The organism is Pseudomonas argentinensis, from assembly GCF_001839655.2.
In the GTDB taxonomy this organism is placed as follows: Bacteria; Pseudomonadota; Gammaproteobacteria; order Pseudomonadales; family Pseudomonadaceae; genus Aquipseudomonas; species Aquipseudomonas argentinensis_B.
Map to the genome: position 1 here is coordinate 2,811,171 of NZ_CP056087.1, position 14,914 is coordinate 2,826,084.

Below are 14,914 nucleotides of genomic sequence, written 5' to 3' on the forward strand. Positions count from 1 at the left end.
CTACCTACCAACAACAACAAGATGAGGTCACTCCATGCTCAAGCTTTCTCTCAAGGCGCTGGTCTGCGCTGTGTCACTTTCCGTGGCTGGCGCGTTGCACGCCGCCGATCCGATAAGCATCAAGTTCGCCCACGTGGTTGCCGAGCACACGCCGAAGGGGCAGGGCGCGCTGCTGTTCAAGAAGCTCGCCGAGGAGCGTTTGCCCGGCCGGGTCAAGGTCGAGGTGTACCCGAACTCCTCGCTGTTCGGCGATGGCAAGGAGATGGAAGCGCTTCTGCTCGGCGACGTGCAGTTGCTGGCGCCTTCGCTGGCCAAGTTCGAGCACTACGCCAAGCCCATCCAGATCTTTGATCTGCCGTTCCTGTTCGACAATATGGAGGCGGTCGACCGCTTTCAGGCCAGCGAGCAGGGCAAGGCGCTGCTGACCAGCATGGAGGGCAAGGGCATCACCGGCCTGGCCTACTGGCACAACGGCCTGAAGCAGCTGTCCTCGAACAAGGCGATGCACGAGCCCAAGGATGCCCGCGGCCTGAAATTCCGCGTGCAGGCGTCGGCGGTGCTCGACGAGCAGTTCAAGGTGCTGCGCGCCGCACCGCGCAAGATGAGCTTCGCCGAGGTCTACCAGGGCCTGCAGACCGGCGTGGTCAACGGCACCGAGAACACCTGGTCGAATTACTACAGCCAGAAGGTCCATGAGGTGCAGCCGTTCTTCACCGAGTCCAACCACGGCCTGATCGACTACATGGTGATCACCAACACCAAGTTCTGGAGCGGCCTGCCGGAGGATGTACGCAGCGAGCTGGACAAGATCATGGTCGAGGTTACCGCCGAGGTGAACCGCCAGGCCGATGACCTCAACAAGGAGGCCCGCGCGGCCATCGTCAAGGCCGGCACCAGCGAGATCATCCAGCTGACCCCGGAGCAGCGCGAGCAATGGCGCGAAGCCATGCGCCCGGTCTGGAAGAAGTTCGAAAGCGATATTGGCGCCGATCTGATCAAGGCGGCCGAGGCGTCCAACCAGGCGCAGTGATCACCCTGGGGTTCGCTAGGTCAACGGCCGCATCCTCCAGGATGCGGCTTTTTTATGGTTCATCACGGATTGCCGGGAAAGACGCTCTTGATCTTCATGAAAAAGAATTCGCTATCCCGGTAACCGTACGCCATCCGCTTGATCACCTTTATTCGATTGTTTATTCCTTCCAACTGACCGGTGTGCATCGGCCAGCGAACCCGGCTGATGATGCCCCGCCAGTAAGTCTTTAGTCGTTTGGCGAACTGGATCAGAGCCGGTAGTTCGCTTTCCTGGGCATGGCGCAGCCATTGCTTCCAGGCCGATCGCCAGGCCCAGGCAGTACTCGGCGTCCAGAGTGTTTTGAGTTCAGCCTTCATCAAATAGACCGTCATCAACGCTTGGTTGGCGGCCAGCAGGTCCTCCAGACGGACCTGTTGTTCCGGCGCTTTCAAGTTCTGCGGATTGCGCAGCAATAGCCATCGCGCCTGCTTGATGACCTTGCGGGCAGGCTTGTCGTGGCGCAACCGGTTAGCCTCGTCGACGCGGACCCGATCAATCACCTCTCGGCCATATTTGGCCACCACATGGAAGAGGTCGTAGACCACTCTCGCGTTGAGACAGTGCTGACGAACCTCCAGGTCAAAAGCGGTGTTCATGTCCATCGCCACCGCTTCGATTCGAGCACAACCCTCTGGCCCCAGTTCTTCGAAGAAAGGCCTGACTGCCGCTCGGCTGCGGCCTTCACCGATCCACAGCACTCGCCGGGTATCCGCATCCAGCACCACACTGGCGTAACGATGACCTTTGAAAAGGGCGAACTCGTCCATCACTAGGCGTCGCGGTTGCGCCTTTGGCAAAACGCTCAACGCCGCTTGCAAGGCTCGACGCTCCAGCAACCGAACGGTGTCCCAATGCAGCCCGAACATCTGAGCCACGTGTAGCGTGGGAAGGCGCTCGCAGGCTTGAATGACTGCCTCGGCTAAGCGGCGCGTCATGCGGGCATAGCGGTCCAGCCAACTGACAGCCTCCATGCGCTTGCCGCAGTCACGACAGCCCACCCGCCTGAGCAACACGCTGAGGCGCACCGCACGGCCGAGAATCGGCAGATCGCGAATGGTTCGTTCGCAATACTCATGAGTGGTTGAACAGGGCTTTTGGCAGCCGCCACAGGAAGGGAATCGGGTGGCGTGGGGAATCAGTTCGATCTGAAGCGCGTCGCCATCAGGCTTGATCGTGACGACAGAAAAGCCCTCCCAAAAAGGAAGGAAAGTATTAATATCGCGCATAAGAACGCCGGTTTGGTAGATGTGTTTGCTCGCACGAACATCATCAATCAAATCGGCGTTCTTGTTTCTGTGTTTCCCGGGATTCCGTGAAGAACCTTTTTTATGCGCATAAACCAGCTGCGCTAGGTCCGGCTATTCAACTGCCTTGCCATCCCCTCGCTCACCTTGGCGCATCTCGCAGACTCCTCCTCGTATCCCATCGCCCCCCATAAATCCCCTGAACCCCCGCCAGCCCTAGCCAGTCATTTCAGTACCTCCGAATATTTCAAAGTATTTCTGAAATTGATAACAAGTATTACGAAATGTAATTGGGTTGATCGCTGCCTGGGCAGTAATCTGCAGGGCATTCACTGCCTGGGCAGGTAATTCTCATGCCGCATTTCGACCGCGAGCGATTCTCGCTGCAGCACTCACCCGGCCATCTGATCGCGCTGATCAATCAGCTCAAGGACCGCATGCTCGAGCGCCATCTGGTGGATCACGGCGTGACGGCCGCGCAGTTCAAGGTGGTGCTGCTGATCAGCCAGAGCCGTGCCAGCACGCCTGCCGACCTGGTGCGCCTGCTCAGCCTAGACAGCGGGGCAATGACCCGCATGCTCGACCGTCTGGAACAGAAGGGCCTGCTCACCCGCGAGCGTAGCCATGAGGACCGCCGCCAGGTGCGCCTCACCCTCACCGACGCGGGCAATGCCCTTGGCGTGCGGGTGCCGCAGATCGCCGCCGACGCCACCAATGAGCTGACCGGCTGCCTGAGCCGCGCCGAACTCGACGAATTCCAACGCCTGTTGAAAAAAATGCTGATGGCCGCCGGCGCCTTGCCAGAGCTGCCAGGAGAATGATGAACACCATGCCGTTGCGTACCCCCCTGTCGCTGATTTTCAGCGCCCTGTTGCTGGCCGCCTGTGCCTCCCAGGACGGCCTGCACACCAGAGGCCACACCCTCGACGCCGCCAGCCTGCAAGGGCAGACCTTCACCGGCAACCTGTCGCCGGCCGCCTGGCCGGCCAGCGACTGGTGGAACCGCCTGGGCGACACGCAGCTCGATGCGCTGATCGAAGAAGCCCTGCGCAGCAACCCGGATCTGCAGGTCGCCGATGCCCGCGCCCGCCAGGCCAATGCCGCGGTGCTGGCTGCCGATGCGCAGCGCCAGCCGAACCTGGATGCCAATGCCAATGTCACCCGCTCACGCTCCGCCCGGGTCGATGATCCCAGCGGGCAGGGCGGCCGTTACGGCACCCTGCGCAGCCTGTCACTGGAAGGTGGCTACCACTTCGACCTGTGGGGCGGCGATCGTGCTGCCTGGGAAGCAGCCCTGGGCCGCGCCCGCGCCAGTGAGGTGGATCGCCAGGGCGCGCGCCTGACCCTGGCCGCCGAGGTCACCCGCGCCTACAACGACCTCGGCCTGGCCTACGCTACCCAGGATCTTGCCGAGCAGGACCTCAAGCGCAGCCGCGACATGCTCGACCTGGCCCGCAGCCGGGTCGATGCCGGCCTCGACAGCGAATACCAGCTGCAACAGACCCAGAGCCTGGAAGCCGCCGCCGAAGCCAGCCTGACCGCCGCCACCCAGCAGGTGGACAGCGCACGCATTCGCCTGGCGGCGATGCTCGGCCAGGGGCCGGACCGTGGCGCCACGCTGCCCAGGCCGCAACTGATCGCCCCCACGGCGGTGAGTTTGCCGGCCAACGTGCCGGCCGAACTGCTCGGTCGCCGCCCCGACCTGGTTGCCGCGCGCTGGCGCGTCGAGGCCGCCACCCGCGACATCGACGCCAGCAAGGCGGACTTCTATCCCAACCTCAACCTGAGCGTGGCAGCCGGCAGCAAGTCGCTGCTCGGTGATGCCATGTTCGGCGGTGCCAGCCGCTTCTTCAGCGTTGGCCCGGCCCTGAGCCTGCCGATCTTCGACGGCGGCGCCCGCCGCGCTGCACTGGCTGGGCGCAACGCCGATTACGACGTGGCCGTGGCCCAGTACAACCAGACCCTGGTCGGCGCCTTGGGTGATATCGCTGACGGCATCAGCCGCATTCGCTCCCTGGAGCAGCAGATCGCGCAGCAGCAGCGGGCCCGCGACATCGCCCGCAGCTCCTACGACATTGCCATGCAGCGCTATGCCGACGGCATCGGCAACTATCTCGATGCGCTAAGCGTCGAGCAGCAACTGCTGCAGAGCGAACGCCAACTGGCCAGCCTGCGTGCCGAGCGTATCGACGCCTCGGTGTTGCTGATGCAAGCCCTGGGTGGCGGCTTCGAAGCGCCCGTCCAATCATCCACTTCCGCACGCTGAGTACCCGCCATGACCGACTCTCAAGCCAACGCCGCCAACCCGAACTCGGGCAAGCGCAAACGCCTGCTGATTGGCCTCGGCATCATCGTCGTGCTGTGCAGCGCGGCCATCTTCGCCTACCACGAGCTGTACGGGCGCTTCTATGAAGAGACCGACGACGCCTACGTGGGCGGCAACCTGGTGCAGATCACCCCGCAGATCACCGGCACCGTCACCCGTATCGCCGTGGACGACGGCGACTATGTCGAGGCCGGCCAGCCCCTGGTATGGCTTGACCCGGCCGACACCCAGGTGGCCCAGCAGAGCGCCGAGGCCAACCTGGCGCGTACGGTGCGCCAGGTGCGCGGGCTGTACAGCAACGTCGACAGCTACAAGGCCCAGGTGGCCTCGCGCAAGATCGACGTGCAACGCGCCAAGGCCGACTACCAGCGCCGCGTGACCCTGGCGAGCAAGGGTGCGATTTCCCGCGAGGAGCTGGCCCACGCCCAGGACACCCTGAACAGCGCGCAGAGCGCCTTGACTTCCGCCCAGCAGCAACTGGATACCAATCAGGCGCTGGTCGACGACACCGTGATCGCTTCCCACCCGGACGTGAAGAGCGCCGCCGCGCAGCTGCGCCAGGCCTTTCTCAACAATGCCCGCAGCACCCTGGTGGCGCCGGTCAGCGGTTACGTGGCGCGTCGCTCGGTACAGGTCGGTAGCCGCATCCAGCCCGGCGCGGCGCTGATGGCGGTGGTGCCGCTGCACGAGGTGTGGATCGACGCCAACTTCAAGGAAACCCAGCTGCGCGAGATGCGCATCGGCCAGCCGGTGACCGTCGAGGCCGATCTGTACGGCGATGACGTGACCTACCAGGGCCACGTGGAAAGCCTCGGCGTGGGCACCGGCAGTGCCTTCTCGCTGCTGCCAGCGCAGAACGCCAGCGGCAACTGGATCAAGATCGTGCAGCGCCTGCCGGTGCGTATCCGCCTGGACGACGAGGCGCTGGACAAGCACCCGCTGCGCATCGGCCTGTCCACCACGGTGGCCGTCGACCTCCATGACCAGAGTGGCGCCCAGCTCACCACCCAGATGCCCGAGCAGGCGCGCTTCAGCACCGCCGTTTACGACGCACCGCTGGGCGAGGCCGACGCGCTGATCGAGCGGATCATCCACGCCAATGGCCCGCAGAACGCCAGTGCCGCCCAGGCGAAGCAGGGCTGACATGAGCGACGCCAATTTCCGCCCGGCCAGCATGCTGCTGGCCACCATCGGCATCTCCCTGGCGACCTTCATGCAGGTGCTCGACACCACCATCGCCAACGTCGCCCTGCCGACCATCTCCGGCAACCTGGGCGTCAGCTCGGAGCAGGGCACCTGGGTGATCACCTCGTTCGCCGTGTGCAACGCCATCGCCTTGCCGCTGACCGGCTGGCTGGCGCGGCGCTTCGGCGAGGTGAAGCTGTTTCTCGCCGCGGTGGTGCTGTTCGTGATCACCTCGTTTCTCTGTGGCATCGCCCGTTCGATGCCCGAGCTGGTGGTGTTCCGCGCCCTGCAGGGGCTGGTCGCCGGCCCGCTGTACCCGATGGCGCAGACGCTGTTGCTGGCGATCTTTCCCAGTGCCAAACGGGGCATGGCCCTGGCGCTGCTGGCCATGGTCACCGTGGTGGCGCCGATCATCGGGCCGATTGCCGGCGGCTGGATCACCGACAGCTACAGCTGGCCGTGGATCTTCTTCATCAACGTGCCGATCGGCATCCTCGCCACCCTGGTGGTGTGGACGCAGATGCGCAACCGCCCGGAAACCACCGTGCACCAGCCCATCGACTACGTGGGGCTGATGCTGCTGATGCTGGGCGTCGGCGTGCTGCAGGTGGTGCTCGACAAGGGCAACGACCTGGACTGGTTCGAGTCGACCTTCATCCAGATCGGTACCGCCATCTCGGTGGTCGCACTGGTGGCCCTGGTGATCTGGGAGCTGACCGACCAGCACCCGATCATCAACCTGCGCCTGTTCATGTACCGCAACTTCACCTTCGGCACCCTGGCGCTGGTGCTCGGCTACTCGGGCTTCTTCGGCATCAACCTGCTGCTGCCCCAGTGGCTGCAGACCCAGCTGGGCTATACGCCAATCTGGGCGGGGTTGGCGGCGGCGCCGATCGGCATCCTGCCGCTGTTCCTGTCGCCGCTGGTGGGCAAGTACGCCCACAAGTTCGACCTGCGCCTGCTGGCCGGCGGCTCGTTCCTGGTGATCGGCGCCTCGTGCTTCATGCGCGCCTCGTTCAACACCGAGGTGGACTATCGGCATATCGCCGAGGTGCAGGTATTCATGGGCCTGGGTATCGCGCTGTTCTTCATGCCGACCACCAGCATCCTGCTCTCCAGCCTGCCGCCCAAGGACATCGCCGACGGCTCCGGCTTGGCCACCTTCCTGCGGGTGCTGGGCGGCAGCTTCGCTTCGTCGCTGACCACCTGGGTCTGGCACCGCCGGGAGATCTACCACCACGCCCAGCTCACCGAGCACGTCACGCCCTATGACCCGGCCACCCACCAGTACCTGGAGCAGCTTGGCGGTGCGTCGCAATCGGCCTACCTGCAGATCGACCAGGTGGTGGAAAGCCAGGCCTACATGCTCTCCACGGTGGACTACTTCACCCTGATGGGCTGGCTGTTCTTCGGCCTGATCCTGATCATCTACCTGGCCAAGCCGCCGTTCTCGGCCAAGGGGGCAGAGGCAGGCGGCGGGCATTGATGACTGCCTGCAGGCGTCGTGGTGACCCTGCCCAGGTAGCCCGGGTTGAACGAAGTGATGCCCGGGGCTGGTTTCCTGGGTATTGCCGCGCTCGACCCTAGGCTATGGGCGTTCGATCAGGCGCCTGCTTCGTTCATCCATTTCGGTTTCGGGTAACGACGGTCCGACTTGCCGGCCTTGAGGATCGCGCCGGGCACCTCGTGGCCGATCAGCTCGGGCAGGGTGGCCGCGGCAGCCAGCAGCGCATCCAGATTCACCCCCGTCTGCAGCCCCATGCGCTGGAACATGTGCACCAGGTCCTCGGTGCAGATATTGCCGCTTGCGCCCGGTGCGTAAGGGCAGCCGCCCAGGCCGCCGAGGGAGGCGTCGAAGCGGTCGATGCCGGCGTTCAGCGCCGCCAGGGCATTGGCCAGGCCCATGCCACGGGTGTTGTGAAAGTGCGCGGTGAACACTGCCTCGGGCCAGCGCCGCAGCGACTCGCGGCAGATACGCTCGACCTGGCTGGGATCGGCCATGCCGGTGGTGTCGCACAGGGTCACGCCCTGCACGCCGAGGTCGAGCAGGCGCTCCGTCAGCTCATGGACGCGGGTTTGCGCCACCTCGCCCTCGAACGGGCAGCCGAAGGTGGTCGACAGCGATGCATTGATGAATACACCGCTGCCACGGGTGACCTCGATGATCTCGCGAAACTGCGCGAGCGACTGCTCCGGCGTCATGCGCAGGTTGGCCAGGCCGTGGGTGTCGCTGGCCGACATCACCAGGTTGATCTCGTCCACCGCGCACGACAACGCCCGCTCGCAGCCGCGCACGTTGGGCACCAGCACGGTGTATTCCACGCCCGGCACGCGCTGGATGCCGCGCATCACGTCTTCGGCATCACGCAGGTTGGGAATGGCCTTGGGCGAGGTGAAGGAGGTGACTTCGATCTTGGCCAGTCCGGTGCGGGACAGCCTGTCGATCAGCGCGACCTTGGCTTCGGTGGGCACGAAGGCCGCTTCGATCTGGAAGCCGTCGCGGGTGGCGACGTCCTGGATATAGAGGCGTTTGTTCATGGGTAGTCCTCAGGAGAGCTGCAAGCCGCAAGCTGCAAGTAAAAGCTTGGAGCCCTTTTTCTTGAGGCTTGCCGCTTGAAGTTGGGTAGGGTGGATGACGCTCTTTTCATCCACCATTGCGATCGTGGATGGGCTGCAGATGTCTGCCATGGACATGGGTGTTGGTGGACAAGCTTCGCGTTGTCCACCCTACGATATAGAGGCGTTTGTTCATGGGTAGTCCTCGGGAGTAGCTACAAGCGGCGAGTAAAAGCTTGGAGCCCTTTTTCTTGAGGCTTGCCGCTTGAAGTTGGGTAGGGTGGATGACGCTCTTTTCATCCACCATTGCGATCGTGGATGGGCTGCAGATGTCTGCCATGGACATGGGTGTTGGTGGACAAGCTTCGCGTTGTCCACCCTACGATATAGAGGCGTTTGTTCATGGGTAGTCCTCGGGAGTAGCTGCAAGCGGCGAGTAAAAGCTTGGAGCCCTTTTTCTTGAGGCTTGCCGCTTGAAGCTTGCAGCTGCTTTTAGATGATCCCCCGTTCGCGCAGGCCAGCGACTTGCTCGGCGCTGAGGCCAAGCCCAGCGAGGATGTCGTCGTTGTGCTCGCCTAACTGCGGGCCGCCAGCGCCGATGCGCCCCGGTGTGCGGCTGAGTTTGGGCAGCACGCCCGGCACCTTGAGCGGGCCGACGCTGGTCTGCACCTGCTCGATCATCTGCCGCGCCAGGTAATGGGGGTCCTGCACAATATCGGCGGCGGTGTAGGGATAGCCGGCCGGCACCCGGGCGCCCTCGAGCGCTTCGATCACCTCGTCGCGGCCGCGCTGGGCCGTCCATTCGCCGATGGCGGTATCGATCAGTTCGGCGTGCTGGCTACGCCCGTCGTTCTGCGCCAGGCGCGGGTCGTTGCCCAGGTCGTCGCGGCCGATCAGGCTCATCAGGCGCTTGTAGATGCTGTCGCCATTGCCGGCGATCAGTACGTAGCGGCCGTCGTTGCAGGGGTAGGAGTTGGACGGGGTGATGCCGGGCAGGGCGCTGCCGGCCGGCTGGCGGACGTAGCCGAAGGCGTCGTATTCGGGCACCAGGCTTTCCATCATGGCGAACACCGACTCGTACAGGGCCACGTCGATCTCCTGGCCTTCGCCGCTACGCGCTCGCTCCTGCAGGGCCAGCAGCACGCCAATCACCCCGTACAGCGAGGACAGCGAATCGCCGATGCTCACCCCGACCCGTACCGGCGCCTGGCCGGGGTAGCCGGAGAGGTGGCGCAGGCCGCCCATGGCTTCGCCGATCACCCCGAAACCGGGGAGGTCGCGGTAGGGGCCGGTCTGCCCGTAGCCGGAAATGCGCAGCATGATCAGTCGCGGGTTGATCGCCTTCAGTGCCTCGTAGCCCAGGCCCCAGCCTTCCAGTGTGCCCGGACGGAAGTTCTCCACCAGGATGTCGGCCTCGGCTATCAGCTTACGCACGATGTCCTGGGCTTCGGCCTGCTTCAGGTCGAGGGTCAGCGAGCGCTTGTTGCGCGACTGCACGTGCCACCAGAGAGAGGTGCCGTCCTTGATCTTGCGCCACTTGCGCAGCGGGTCGCCGACGCCCGGCGGCTCGATCTTGATCACCTCGGCGCCGAATTCGCCGAGCAGCTTGCTGGCGAACGGCCCGGCGATCAGCTGGCCCATTTCGATGACCTTGAGGCCGGCCAGGGCCATGGGTGCAACGGTTGTGTTGGCAGGCATGTGCGGCTTCCCGATGACTTGGGTACGATGGCGCCGAGCATCGCCCAGGGCGCGGCCCGCCGCAATCAGTCAATCGCCAAGTCTGGCTTCGTGCTACACGAAGGCTTATGGTGCCGACTGCTGTCCGGTGCCCTCAACGTGGGCACCGGCCTTTCGTCAGCCACGAAGCGGAGCCTGCCATGCGTGTGGATTTCACCACCCTCAAACTGTTCGTCGCCATCGCCGACGAGCGCAGCCTGACCCGCGCCGCCGAGCGCGAGCATCTGGCGCTGGCGGCGGTTAGCAAGCGCATCAGCGACCTCGAGGCGCACCTGCGCACGCCCTTGCTGTATCGCCAGCCCAAGGGCGTGGCCTTGACGCCGGCCGGTGATGCGCTGCTGCACCATGCGCGCAACCTGCTGGACAACATCCAGCACATGCAGGCCGACCTCAGCGAGTTCAGCGAGGGCATCAACGGCCATGTGCGCATCCACGCCAACACCTCGGCGGTGATCGCCTTTCTGCCCGAGGACCTGGCGGCCTTCAGCGCCGAGCACCCGCAGATTCGCATCGACCTGGAAGAGCGGGTCAGCAGCGAGATCATCCACGCGGTGCGCGAAGGGCTGACCGATATCGGCATCTTCGCCGGTCATGTGCAGGCCGATGGCGTGCAGGTGTTTCCCTACCGTCACGACCGCCTGGTGCTGGTGGTACCCAGCGGGCATCCGCTGGCGGCTCGCGAGCGGGTGACGCTGTCGGAAACCGTTGGCTACGACTTTATCGGCCTGCAGAAGGAGGCCTCGCTGCACAGCCTGCTCAGCGAGGCGGCGCAGCAGGCCGGTGTGCATCTGCGGGTGCGTATCCAGGTTCGCAGTTTCGAGGCCATCTGCCGGATGATCCATACCGGCCTGGGCATCGGCGTACTGCCCGAGCAGGCGGTGCGCACCTATCTGCCGAGCATGGCGGTACGTGCGGTGGCGATCGAGGACGCCTGGGCGGTGCGCGAGCTGAACATCTGCGTGCGCCATTACGACAACCTGTCGCTGATCTCCCGGCAGATGGTCGATCACCTTGCCTTCGGCAACGGCGAAGGCAGGCTTGGCCAATCAAGAATTTAGTCGGCGCTGGGGCTGCAGTAGAGTTCGTCGCGAACAAAGGCATCCGGTGGCCCAGGCCCCCGTACCAATAACAACAGGAGATCGCCTCATGTCCCGCTTGCTCTGCCGCAGCCTGTCCTGCGCGCTGCTGTCCACCGCCATGGCCTTCGGCGCAGCCGTTCAGGCCGAGGAAATCGTCATCAAGTTCGCCCATGTCGCGTCCGACCAGACACCCAAGGGGCAGGGCGCGCGCATGCTGCAGAAACTGGTCAAGGAGCGCCTGGCCGGCAAGGCGCGGGTGGAGGTGTACCCGAACTCCTCGCTGTTCGGCGATGGCAAGGAGATGGAGGCGCTGCTGCTCGGTGACGTGCAGCTGTTGGCCCCCGCCCCGGTGAAGCTGGAGAAGTACCAGCCGCGGGTGCAGATCTTCGACCTGATGTTCCTGTTCGACAATGCCGCCGCGTCCCAGCGTTTCGAGCAATCGCCCAAGGGCCAGGAGCTGCTGCACAGCCTTGAGAACAACGGCATTCTCGGCCTGGCCTACTGGCTCAACGGCATGCGCCAGTTCACTGCCAACAAGCCATTGCACCTGCCGAGCGACGCCCGCGGGATGAAATTCCGCGTGCAGCCGTCTGACCTGCAGGCTGCGCAAATCAGCGCGCTGCGTGCGGTGCCGCGCAAGATGGCCTTCGCCGAGATCTACCAGGGTCTGCAGACCGGGGTCATCAACGCTTCCGACAATCCCTGGTCGAACATCTACAGCCAGCGCCACTATGAAGTGCAGCAGTACATGATCGAATCCAACCACGCGGTCGGCAATTATATGCTGATCACCAATGCGAAGTTCTGGAACGGTTTGCCAGACGATATTCGTGGTGAGCTCAAAGGCATCATCGATGAAGTCACCCGCGAGGTGAACAAGCAGGCGCTGGCGCTGAACGAGCGGGACAAGCAGCAGATCCTTGCCGATGGCAAGCGTGAGCTGATCGTGCTCACCGATGCAGAACGCCAGCAATGGCGTGAGGTGATGCGCCCGGTGTGGAAGGAATACGAAGGCAAGATCGGCAGCGACCTGATCGAGGCGGCCCAGGCGGCCAACGCTGCCGCCCAGTAAGCAGAGAACAAAGAGGAGGGCTGGCATGCTCGACCACCTGGATCATCTGGTACTCACCGCCACCGATGCCGAGGCGACCACGCATTTCTATACCGAGGTGCTGGGCATGCGCCTGGAAACCTTTGGCAGTGGCCGCCAGGCGTTCTGTTTCGGCAACCAGAAGATCAATCTGCATGTGCGCGGCCAGGAGTTCGAGCCCAAGGCTCATCTGCCGTTACCGGGTGCGCTGGATCTGTGCTTTATCGCCAGCCAGCCCCTGGACGAGGTGATCGCCCATCTGTAGCGAGTCGGCTGGCCGATCATCGAGGGCCCGGTGATGCGCACCGGCGCCACCGGCCCGATCCGGTCGGTGTACCTGCGCGACCCCGATCTGAACCTGATCGAGCTCTCCGAGCTGGTGTGAGTTCTGCGATGAAGGCTGCTAGGTGGCGGGAGCGGCCGTTCGTAGGGTGGACGACGCTTCATCCGTCCACCGCTCTGCGAGCGCAATGGTGGACAAAAAGAGCGTTGTCCACCCTACGCTGGGAACGTCCGCTATCGCCTTGATCTTGCCGATCCTGGCGCTTCGACAGCACTGGGCGCTGTCCGGCGTGAGCTATTCGCCAAGACCGAAGGCCGCGTTTACTAATCGTGAATATCTGCCCGCTAACGTCGGGTTTAGAGTCGGCTTGCCAAAACAATTACAACAACCCTCTCTGGGAGACCGCTGATGCAAGCTTTGCAGCGCCTGTGGAGTCGCCTCGAAGAAGTCGCCATCGCCTTTCTTCTCGCCGCGATGACCCTGGTCACTTTTTCGTACGTGGTATTCAACAACATCTACGGCGTGTTTTATTCGCTGGGAGATTCGCTGCCTTTCGCCAACGATGCGATGTTCGCCATCGGCGACAGCATCCTCTACGTGGCCCAGGAAATGACCTGGAGCGTGGCGCTGACCAAGGCCATGTTCGGCTGGCTGATTTTCGTCGGCCTGGCCTGGGGGGTTCGCATCGGCGCGCACATCGGCGTCGACCTGCTGGTGCGCCAGTTCAGCCCCGCCAATCAGCGCCTGATGGCCATCCTGGCACTGCTCATCTGCCTGGGCTACTGCGCGCTGATGACCTATTCCAGCGAGCAGTGGGTTGCCGTGCTGTACAGCGTCGGCACCGGCGCCGAGGATCTGGATCGCTTCGGTGTTCGTCAGTGGCACATCGTGATGATCGTGCCGATCGGGTTCGCCCTGATGTTCGTACGTTTCCTGGAAATCTTCATTCGCGTGCTGCAAGGCAAGCAACAAGGCCTGGGCTTGCACAGCGAAGTGGACGATGCCGTGAAGCTGGCTGAAAACGACAAGGCGGAGACACGCGCATGACCATTGCCTTTCTGTTCGTCGCCCTGTTCGTGCTGATGTTCATCGGCATTCCGGTGGCGATTTCCTTGGGCTTGTCCGGGGCCATGACCATCCTGTTCTTCAGTAACGACTCGGTGCGTTCGCTGGCGATCAAGCTGTTCGAGACCAGCGAGCACTACACGCTGCTGGCCATTCCCTTCTTCCTGCTGTCCGGCGCCTTCATGACCAGCGGCGGCGTGGCCCGCCGCCTGATCGATTTCGCCAACGCCTGCGTCGGTCATATCAAGGGCGGCCTGGCCATCGCCGCGATCATGGCGTGCATGCTGTTCGCCGCGCTGAGCGGCTCGTCCCCGGCCACCGTGGCCGCGGTCGGCTCGATCGTCATCGCCGGCATGGTGCGTTCGGGCTACAAGCAGGACTTCGCTGCCGGCATCGTCTGTAACGCCGGCACCCTGGGCATCCTGATTCCGCCGTCGATCGTCATGGTGGTCTACGCCACCGCGACCGAAACCTCGGTGGGCAAGCTGTTCATGGCCGGCGTGGTACCCGGCCTGCTGCTCGGCCTGGTGCTGATGGTGGTGATCTACATCATGGCCCGCGTGCAGAACATGCCGTCGCTGCCGCGCGCTTCGCTCAAGGAGATCCTGGTTGCCGGGCGCAAGGCGGGTTGGGGGCTGCTGCTGATCGTGATCATCCTTGGCGGCATCTACTCGGGCATGTTCACGCCGACCGAAGCCGCAGCGGTGGCCGCGGTATACGCCGCGTTCGTGGCGATCTTCGTCTACAAGGACATGACCATCGGCGAATGCCCGAAGGTGATCATCGAGGCCGGCAAGCTGAGCGTGGTGCTGATGTTCATCATCGCCAACGCCATGCTGTTCGCCCACGTGCTGACCACCGAGCAGATCCCGCAGTCGATCACCGCCTGGGTCGTGGAGCAGGGCTTTTCGCCCATCGAGTTCCTGATCGTGGTGAACATCGTGCTGCTGATCGCCGGTACCTTCATGGAGCCGTCGGCGATCATCCTGATCCTGGCGCCGATCCTCTTTCCGATCGCCATGCAACTGGGCATCGACCCGATCCACCTGGGCATCATCATGGTGGTGAACATGGAAATCGGCCTGATCACGCCGCCGACGGGCCTGAACCTGTTCGTCACCTCGGCGGTCACCGGCATGCCGCTGACCCGCGTGGTACGCGCCGTATCGCCATGGCTGCTGGTGATGCTGGGCTTCCTGCTGCTGGTCACCTATGTGCCGTTCATCTCCCTGGGGCTGCCGAACTGGCTGGGCATGTAAGCACCCTGGCCTGACGTC

12 protein-coding genes and 1 pseudogene are annotated in these 14,914 nt (G+C 63.9%); 10 read left to right on the top strand and 3 right to left on the bottom strand.

All coding sequences use genetic code 11. The annotated features are described in order from the left end of the window. Positions 1-34: 34 nt before the first annotated feature. On the top strand, positions 35-1,030 hold the full coding sequence (locus SA190iCDA_RS12425; protein WP_070888211.1) for a TRAP transporter substrate-binding protein: 996 nt from the start codon (positions 35-37) through the stop codon (positions 1,028-1,030). A 62-nt stretch (positions 1,031-1,092) separates the two neighbouring features. Here the strand turns inward: SA190iCDA_RS12425 and SA190iCDA_RS12430 are convergent, their stop codons facing one another. Then, the gene (locus SA190iCDA_RS12430) at positions 1,093-2,298 is read right to left on the bottom strand and encodes an ISL3 family transposase (protein ID WP_329610183.1); all 1,206 of its coding nucleotides are present in this window, start codon (positions 2,296-2,298) and stop codon (positions 1,093-1,095) included. Positions 2,299-2,669: 371 nt separating this feature from the next. Between SA190iCDA_RS12430 and SA190iCDA_RS12435 the strand changes: the two genes are divergently transcribed. The 4 genes from SA190iCDA_RS12435 to SA190iCDA_RS12450 are packed head-to-tail and all read left to right on the top strand — an operon-like array spanning position 2,670 to position 7,313. After that, positions 2,670-3,137 (top strand): MarR family winged helix-turn-helix transcriptional regulator, encoded by a 468-nt coding sequence (locus SA190iCDA_RS12435; RefSeq protein WP_070888313.1) that lies wholly within the window; start codon positions 2,670-2,672, stop codon positions 3,135-3,137. Then, positions 3,137-4,582 (top strand): efflux transporter outer membrane subunit, encoded by a 1,446-nt coding sequence (locus tag SA190iCDA_RS12440; RefSeq protein ID WP_170834011.1) that lies wholly within the window; start codon positions 3,137-3,139, stop codon positions 4,580-4,582. Before SA190iCDA_RS12435 ends, SA190iCDA_RS12440 begins: the two co-directional genes overlap by 1 nt. Positions 4,583-4,591: 9 nt before the next feature. Beyond that, entirely contained in the window at positions 4,592-5,785 is a 1,194-nt protein-coding gene (locus SA190iCDA_RS12445; RefSeq protein ID WP_070888314.1) for an efflux RND transporter periplasmic adaptor subunit, read from the top strand. 1 nt (position 5,786) lies between these two features. Next, complete coding sequence (locus SA190iCDA_RS12450; protein ID WP_070888315.1) at positions 5,787-7,313, top strand: DHA2 family efflux MFS transporter permease subunit; 1,527 nt, start codon at positions 5,787-5,789, stop codon at positions 7,311-7,313. A gap of 116 nt (positions 7,314-7,429) precedes the next feature. Here SA190iCDA_RS12450 and SA190iCDA_RS12455 read toward each other — a convergent pair whose 3' ends face one another. Together SA190iCDA_RS12455 and SA190iCDA_RS12460 are read right to left on the bottom strand one after the other, a co-directional pair. Next, positions 7,430-8,365 (bottom strand): hydroxymethylglutaryl-CoA lyase, encoded by a 936-nt coding sequence (locus tag SA190iCDA_RS12455; protein WP_070888316.1) that lies wholly within the window; start codon positions 8,363-8,365, stop codon positions 7,430-7,432. Between the two features lie 510 nt (positions 8,366-8,875). Beyond that, positions 8,876-10,081 carry a CaiB/BaiF CoA transferase family protein gene (locus tag SA190iCDA_RS12460; RefSeq protein ID WP_070888317.1) on the bottom strand — a complete coding sequence of 402 codons (1,206 nt, stop codon included), beginning with the start codon at positions 10,079-10,081 and terminating at the stop codon, positions 8,876-8,878. Positions 10,082-10,260: 179 nt separating this feature from the next. Between SA190iCDA_RS12460 and SA190iCDA_RS12465 the strand changes: the two genes are divergently transcribed. From SA190iCDA_RS12465 to dctM, 5 genes and pseudogenes are all read left to right on the top strand, one after another. Further along, positions 10,261-11,178, top strand: coding sequence for a LysR family transcriptional regulator (locus tag SA190iCDA_RS12465; protein WP_070888318.1), 918 nt, complete (start codon positions 10,261-10,263; stop codon positions 11,176-11,178). A gap of 88 nt (positions 11,179-11,266) precedes the next feature. After that, positions 11,267-12,271: a DctP family TRAP transporter solute-binding subunit gene (locus SA190iCDA_RS12470; protein WP_070888319.1), complete on the top strand. Its 1,005-nt coding sequence runs from the start codon at positions 11,267-11,269 to the stop codon at positions 12,269-12,271. A gap of 25 nt (positions 12,272-12,296) precedes the next feature. Next, positions 12,297-12,674, top strand: a pseudogene (locus SA190iCDA_RS12475) (VOC family protein). A 306-nt stretch (positions 12,675-12,980) separates the two neighbouring features. Continuing rightward, the gene (locus SA190iCDA_RS12480; protein WP_236100851.1) at positions 12,981-13,619 is read left to right on the top strand and encodes a TRAP transporter small permease; all 639 of its coding nucleotides are present in this window, start codon (positions 12,981-12,983) and stop codon (positions 13,617-13,619) included. Continuing rightward, positions 13,616-14,896: a C4-dicarboxylate TRAP transporter large permease protein DctM gene (dctM, locus tag SA190iCDA_RS12485; protein ID WP_236100852.1), complete on the top strand. Its 1,281-nt coding sequence runs from the start codon at positions 13,616-13,618 to the stop codon at positions 14,894-14,896. Before SA190iCDA_RS12480 ends, dctM begins: the two co-directional genes overlap by 4 nt. Positions 14,897-14,914 lie beyond the last annotated feature (18 nt).

Bases quoted from the DNA above. Each gene is read 5' to 3' on its own strand.
- SA190iCDA_RS12425 (WP_070888211.1), top strand. From the start codon at position 35: ATGCTCAAGCTTTCTCTCAAGGCGCTGGTCTGCGCTGTGTCACTTTCC.
- SA190iCDA_RS12430 (WP_329610183.1), bottom strand. From the start codon at position 2,298: ATGCGCGATATTAATACTTTCCTTCCTTTTTGGGAGGGCTTTTCTGTC.
- SA190iCDA_RS12435 (WP_070888313.1), top strand. From the start codon at position 2,670: ATGCCGCATTTCGACCGCGAGCGATTCTCGCTGCAGCACTCACCCGGC.
- SA190iCDA_RS12440 (WP_170834011.1), top strand. From the start codon at position 3,137: ATGAACACCATGCCGTTGCGTACCCCCCTGTCGCTGATTTTCAGCGCC.
- SA190iCDA_RS12445 (WP_070888314.1), top strand. From the start codon at position 4,592: ATGACCGACTCTCAAGCCAACGCCGCCAACCCGAACTCGGGCAAGCGC.
- SA190iCDA_RS12450 (WP_070888315.1), top strand. From the start codon at position 5,787: ATGAGCGACGCCAATTTCCGCCCGGCCAGCATGCTGCTGGCCACCATC.
- SA190iCDA_RS12455 (WP_070888316.1), bottom strand. From the start codon at position 8,365: ATGAACAAACGCCTCTATATCCAGGACGTCGCCACCCGCGACGGCTTC.
- SA190iCDA_RS12460 (WP_070888317.1), bottom strand. From the start codon at position 10,081: ATGCCTGCCAACACAACCGTTGCACCCATGGCCCTGGCCGGCCTCAAG.
- SA190iCDA_RS12465 (WP_070888318.1), top strand. From the start codon at position 10,261: ATGCGTGTGGATTTCACCACCCTCAAACTGTTCGTCGCCATCGCCGAC.
- SA190iCDA_RS12470 (WP_070888319.1), top strand. From the start codon at position 11,267: ATGTCCCGCTTGCTCTGCCGCAGCCTGTCCTGCGCGCTGCTGTCCACC.
- SA190iCDA_RS12480 (WP_236100851.1), top strand. From the start codon at position 12,981: ATGCAAGCTTTGCAGCGCCTGTGGAGTCGCCTCGAAGAAGTCGCCATC.
- dctM (WP_236100852.1), top strand. From the start codon at position 13,616: ATGACCATTGCCTTTCTGTTCGTCGCCCTGTTCGTGCTGATGTTCATC.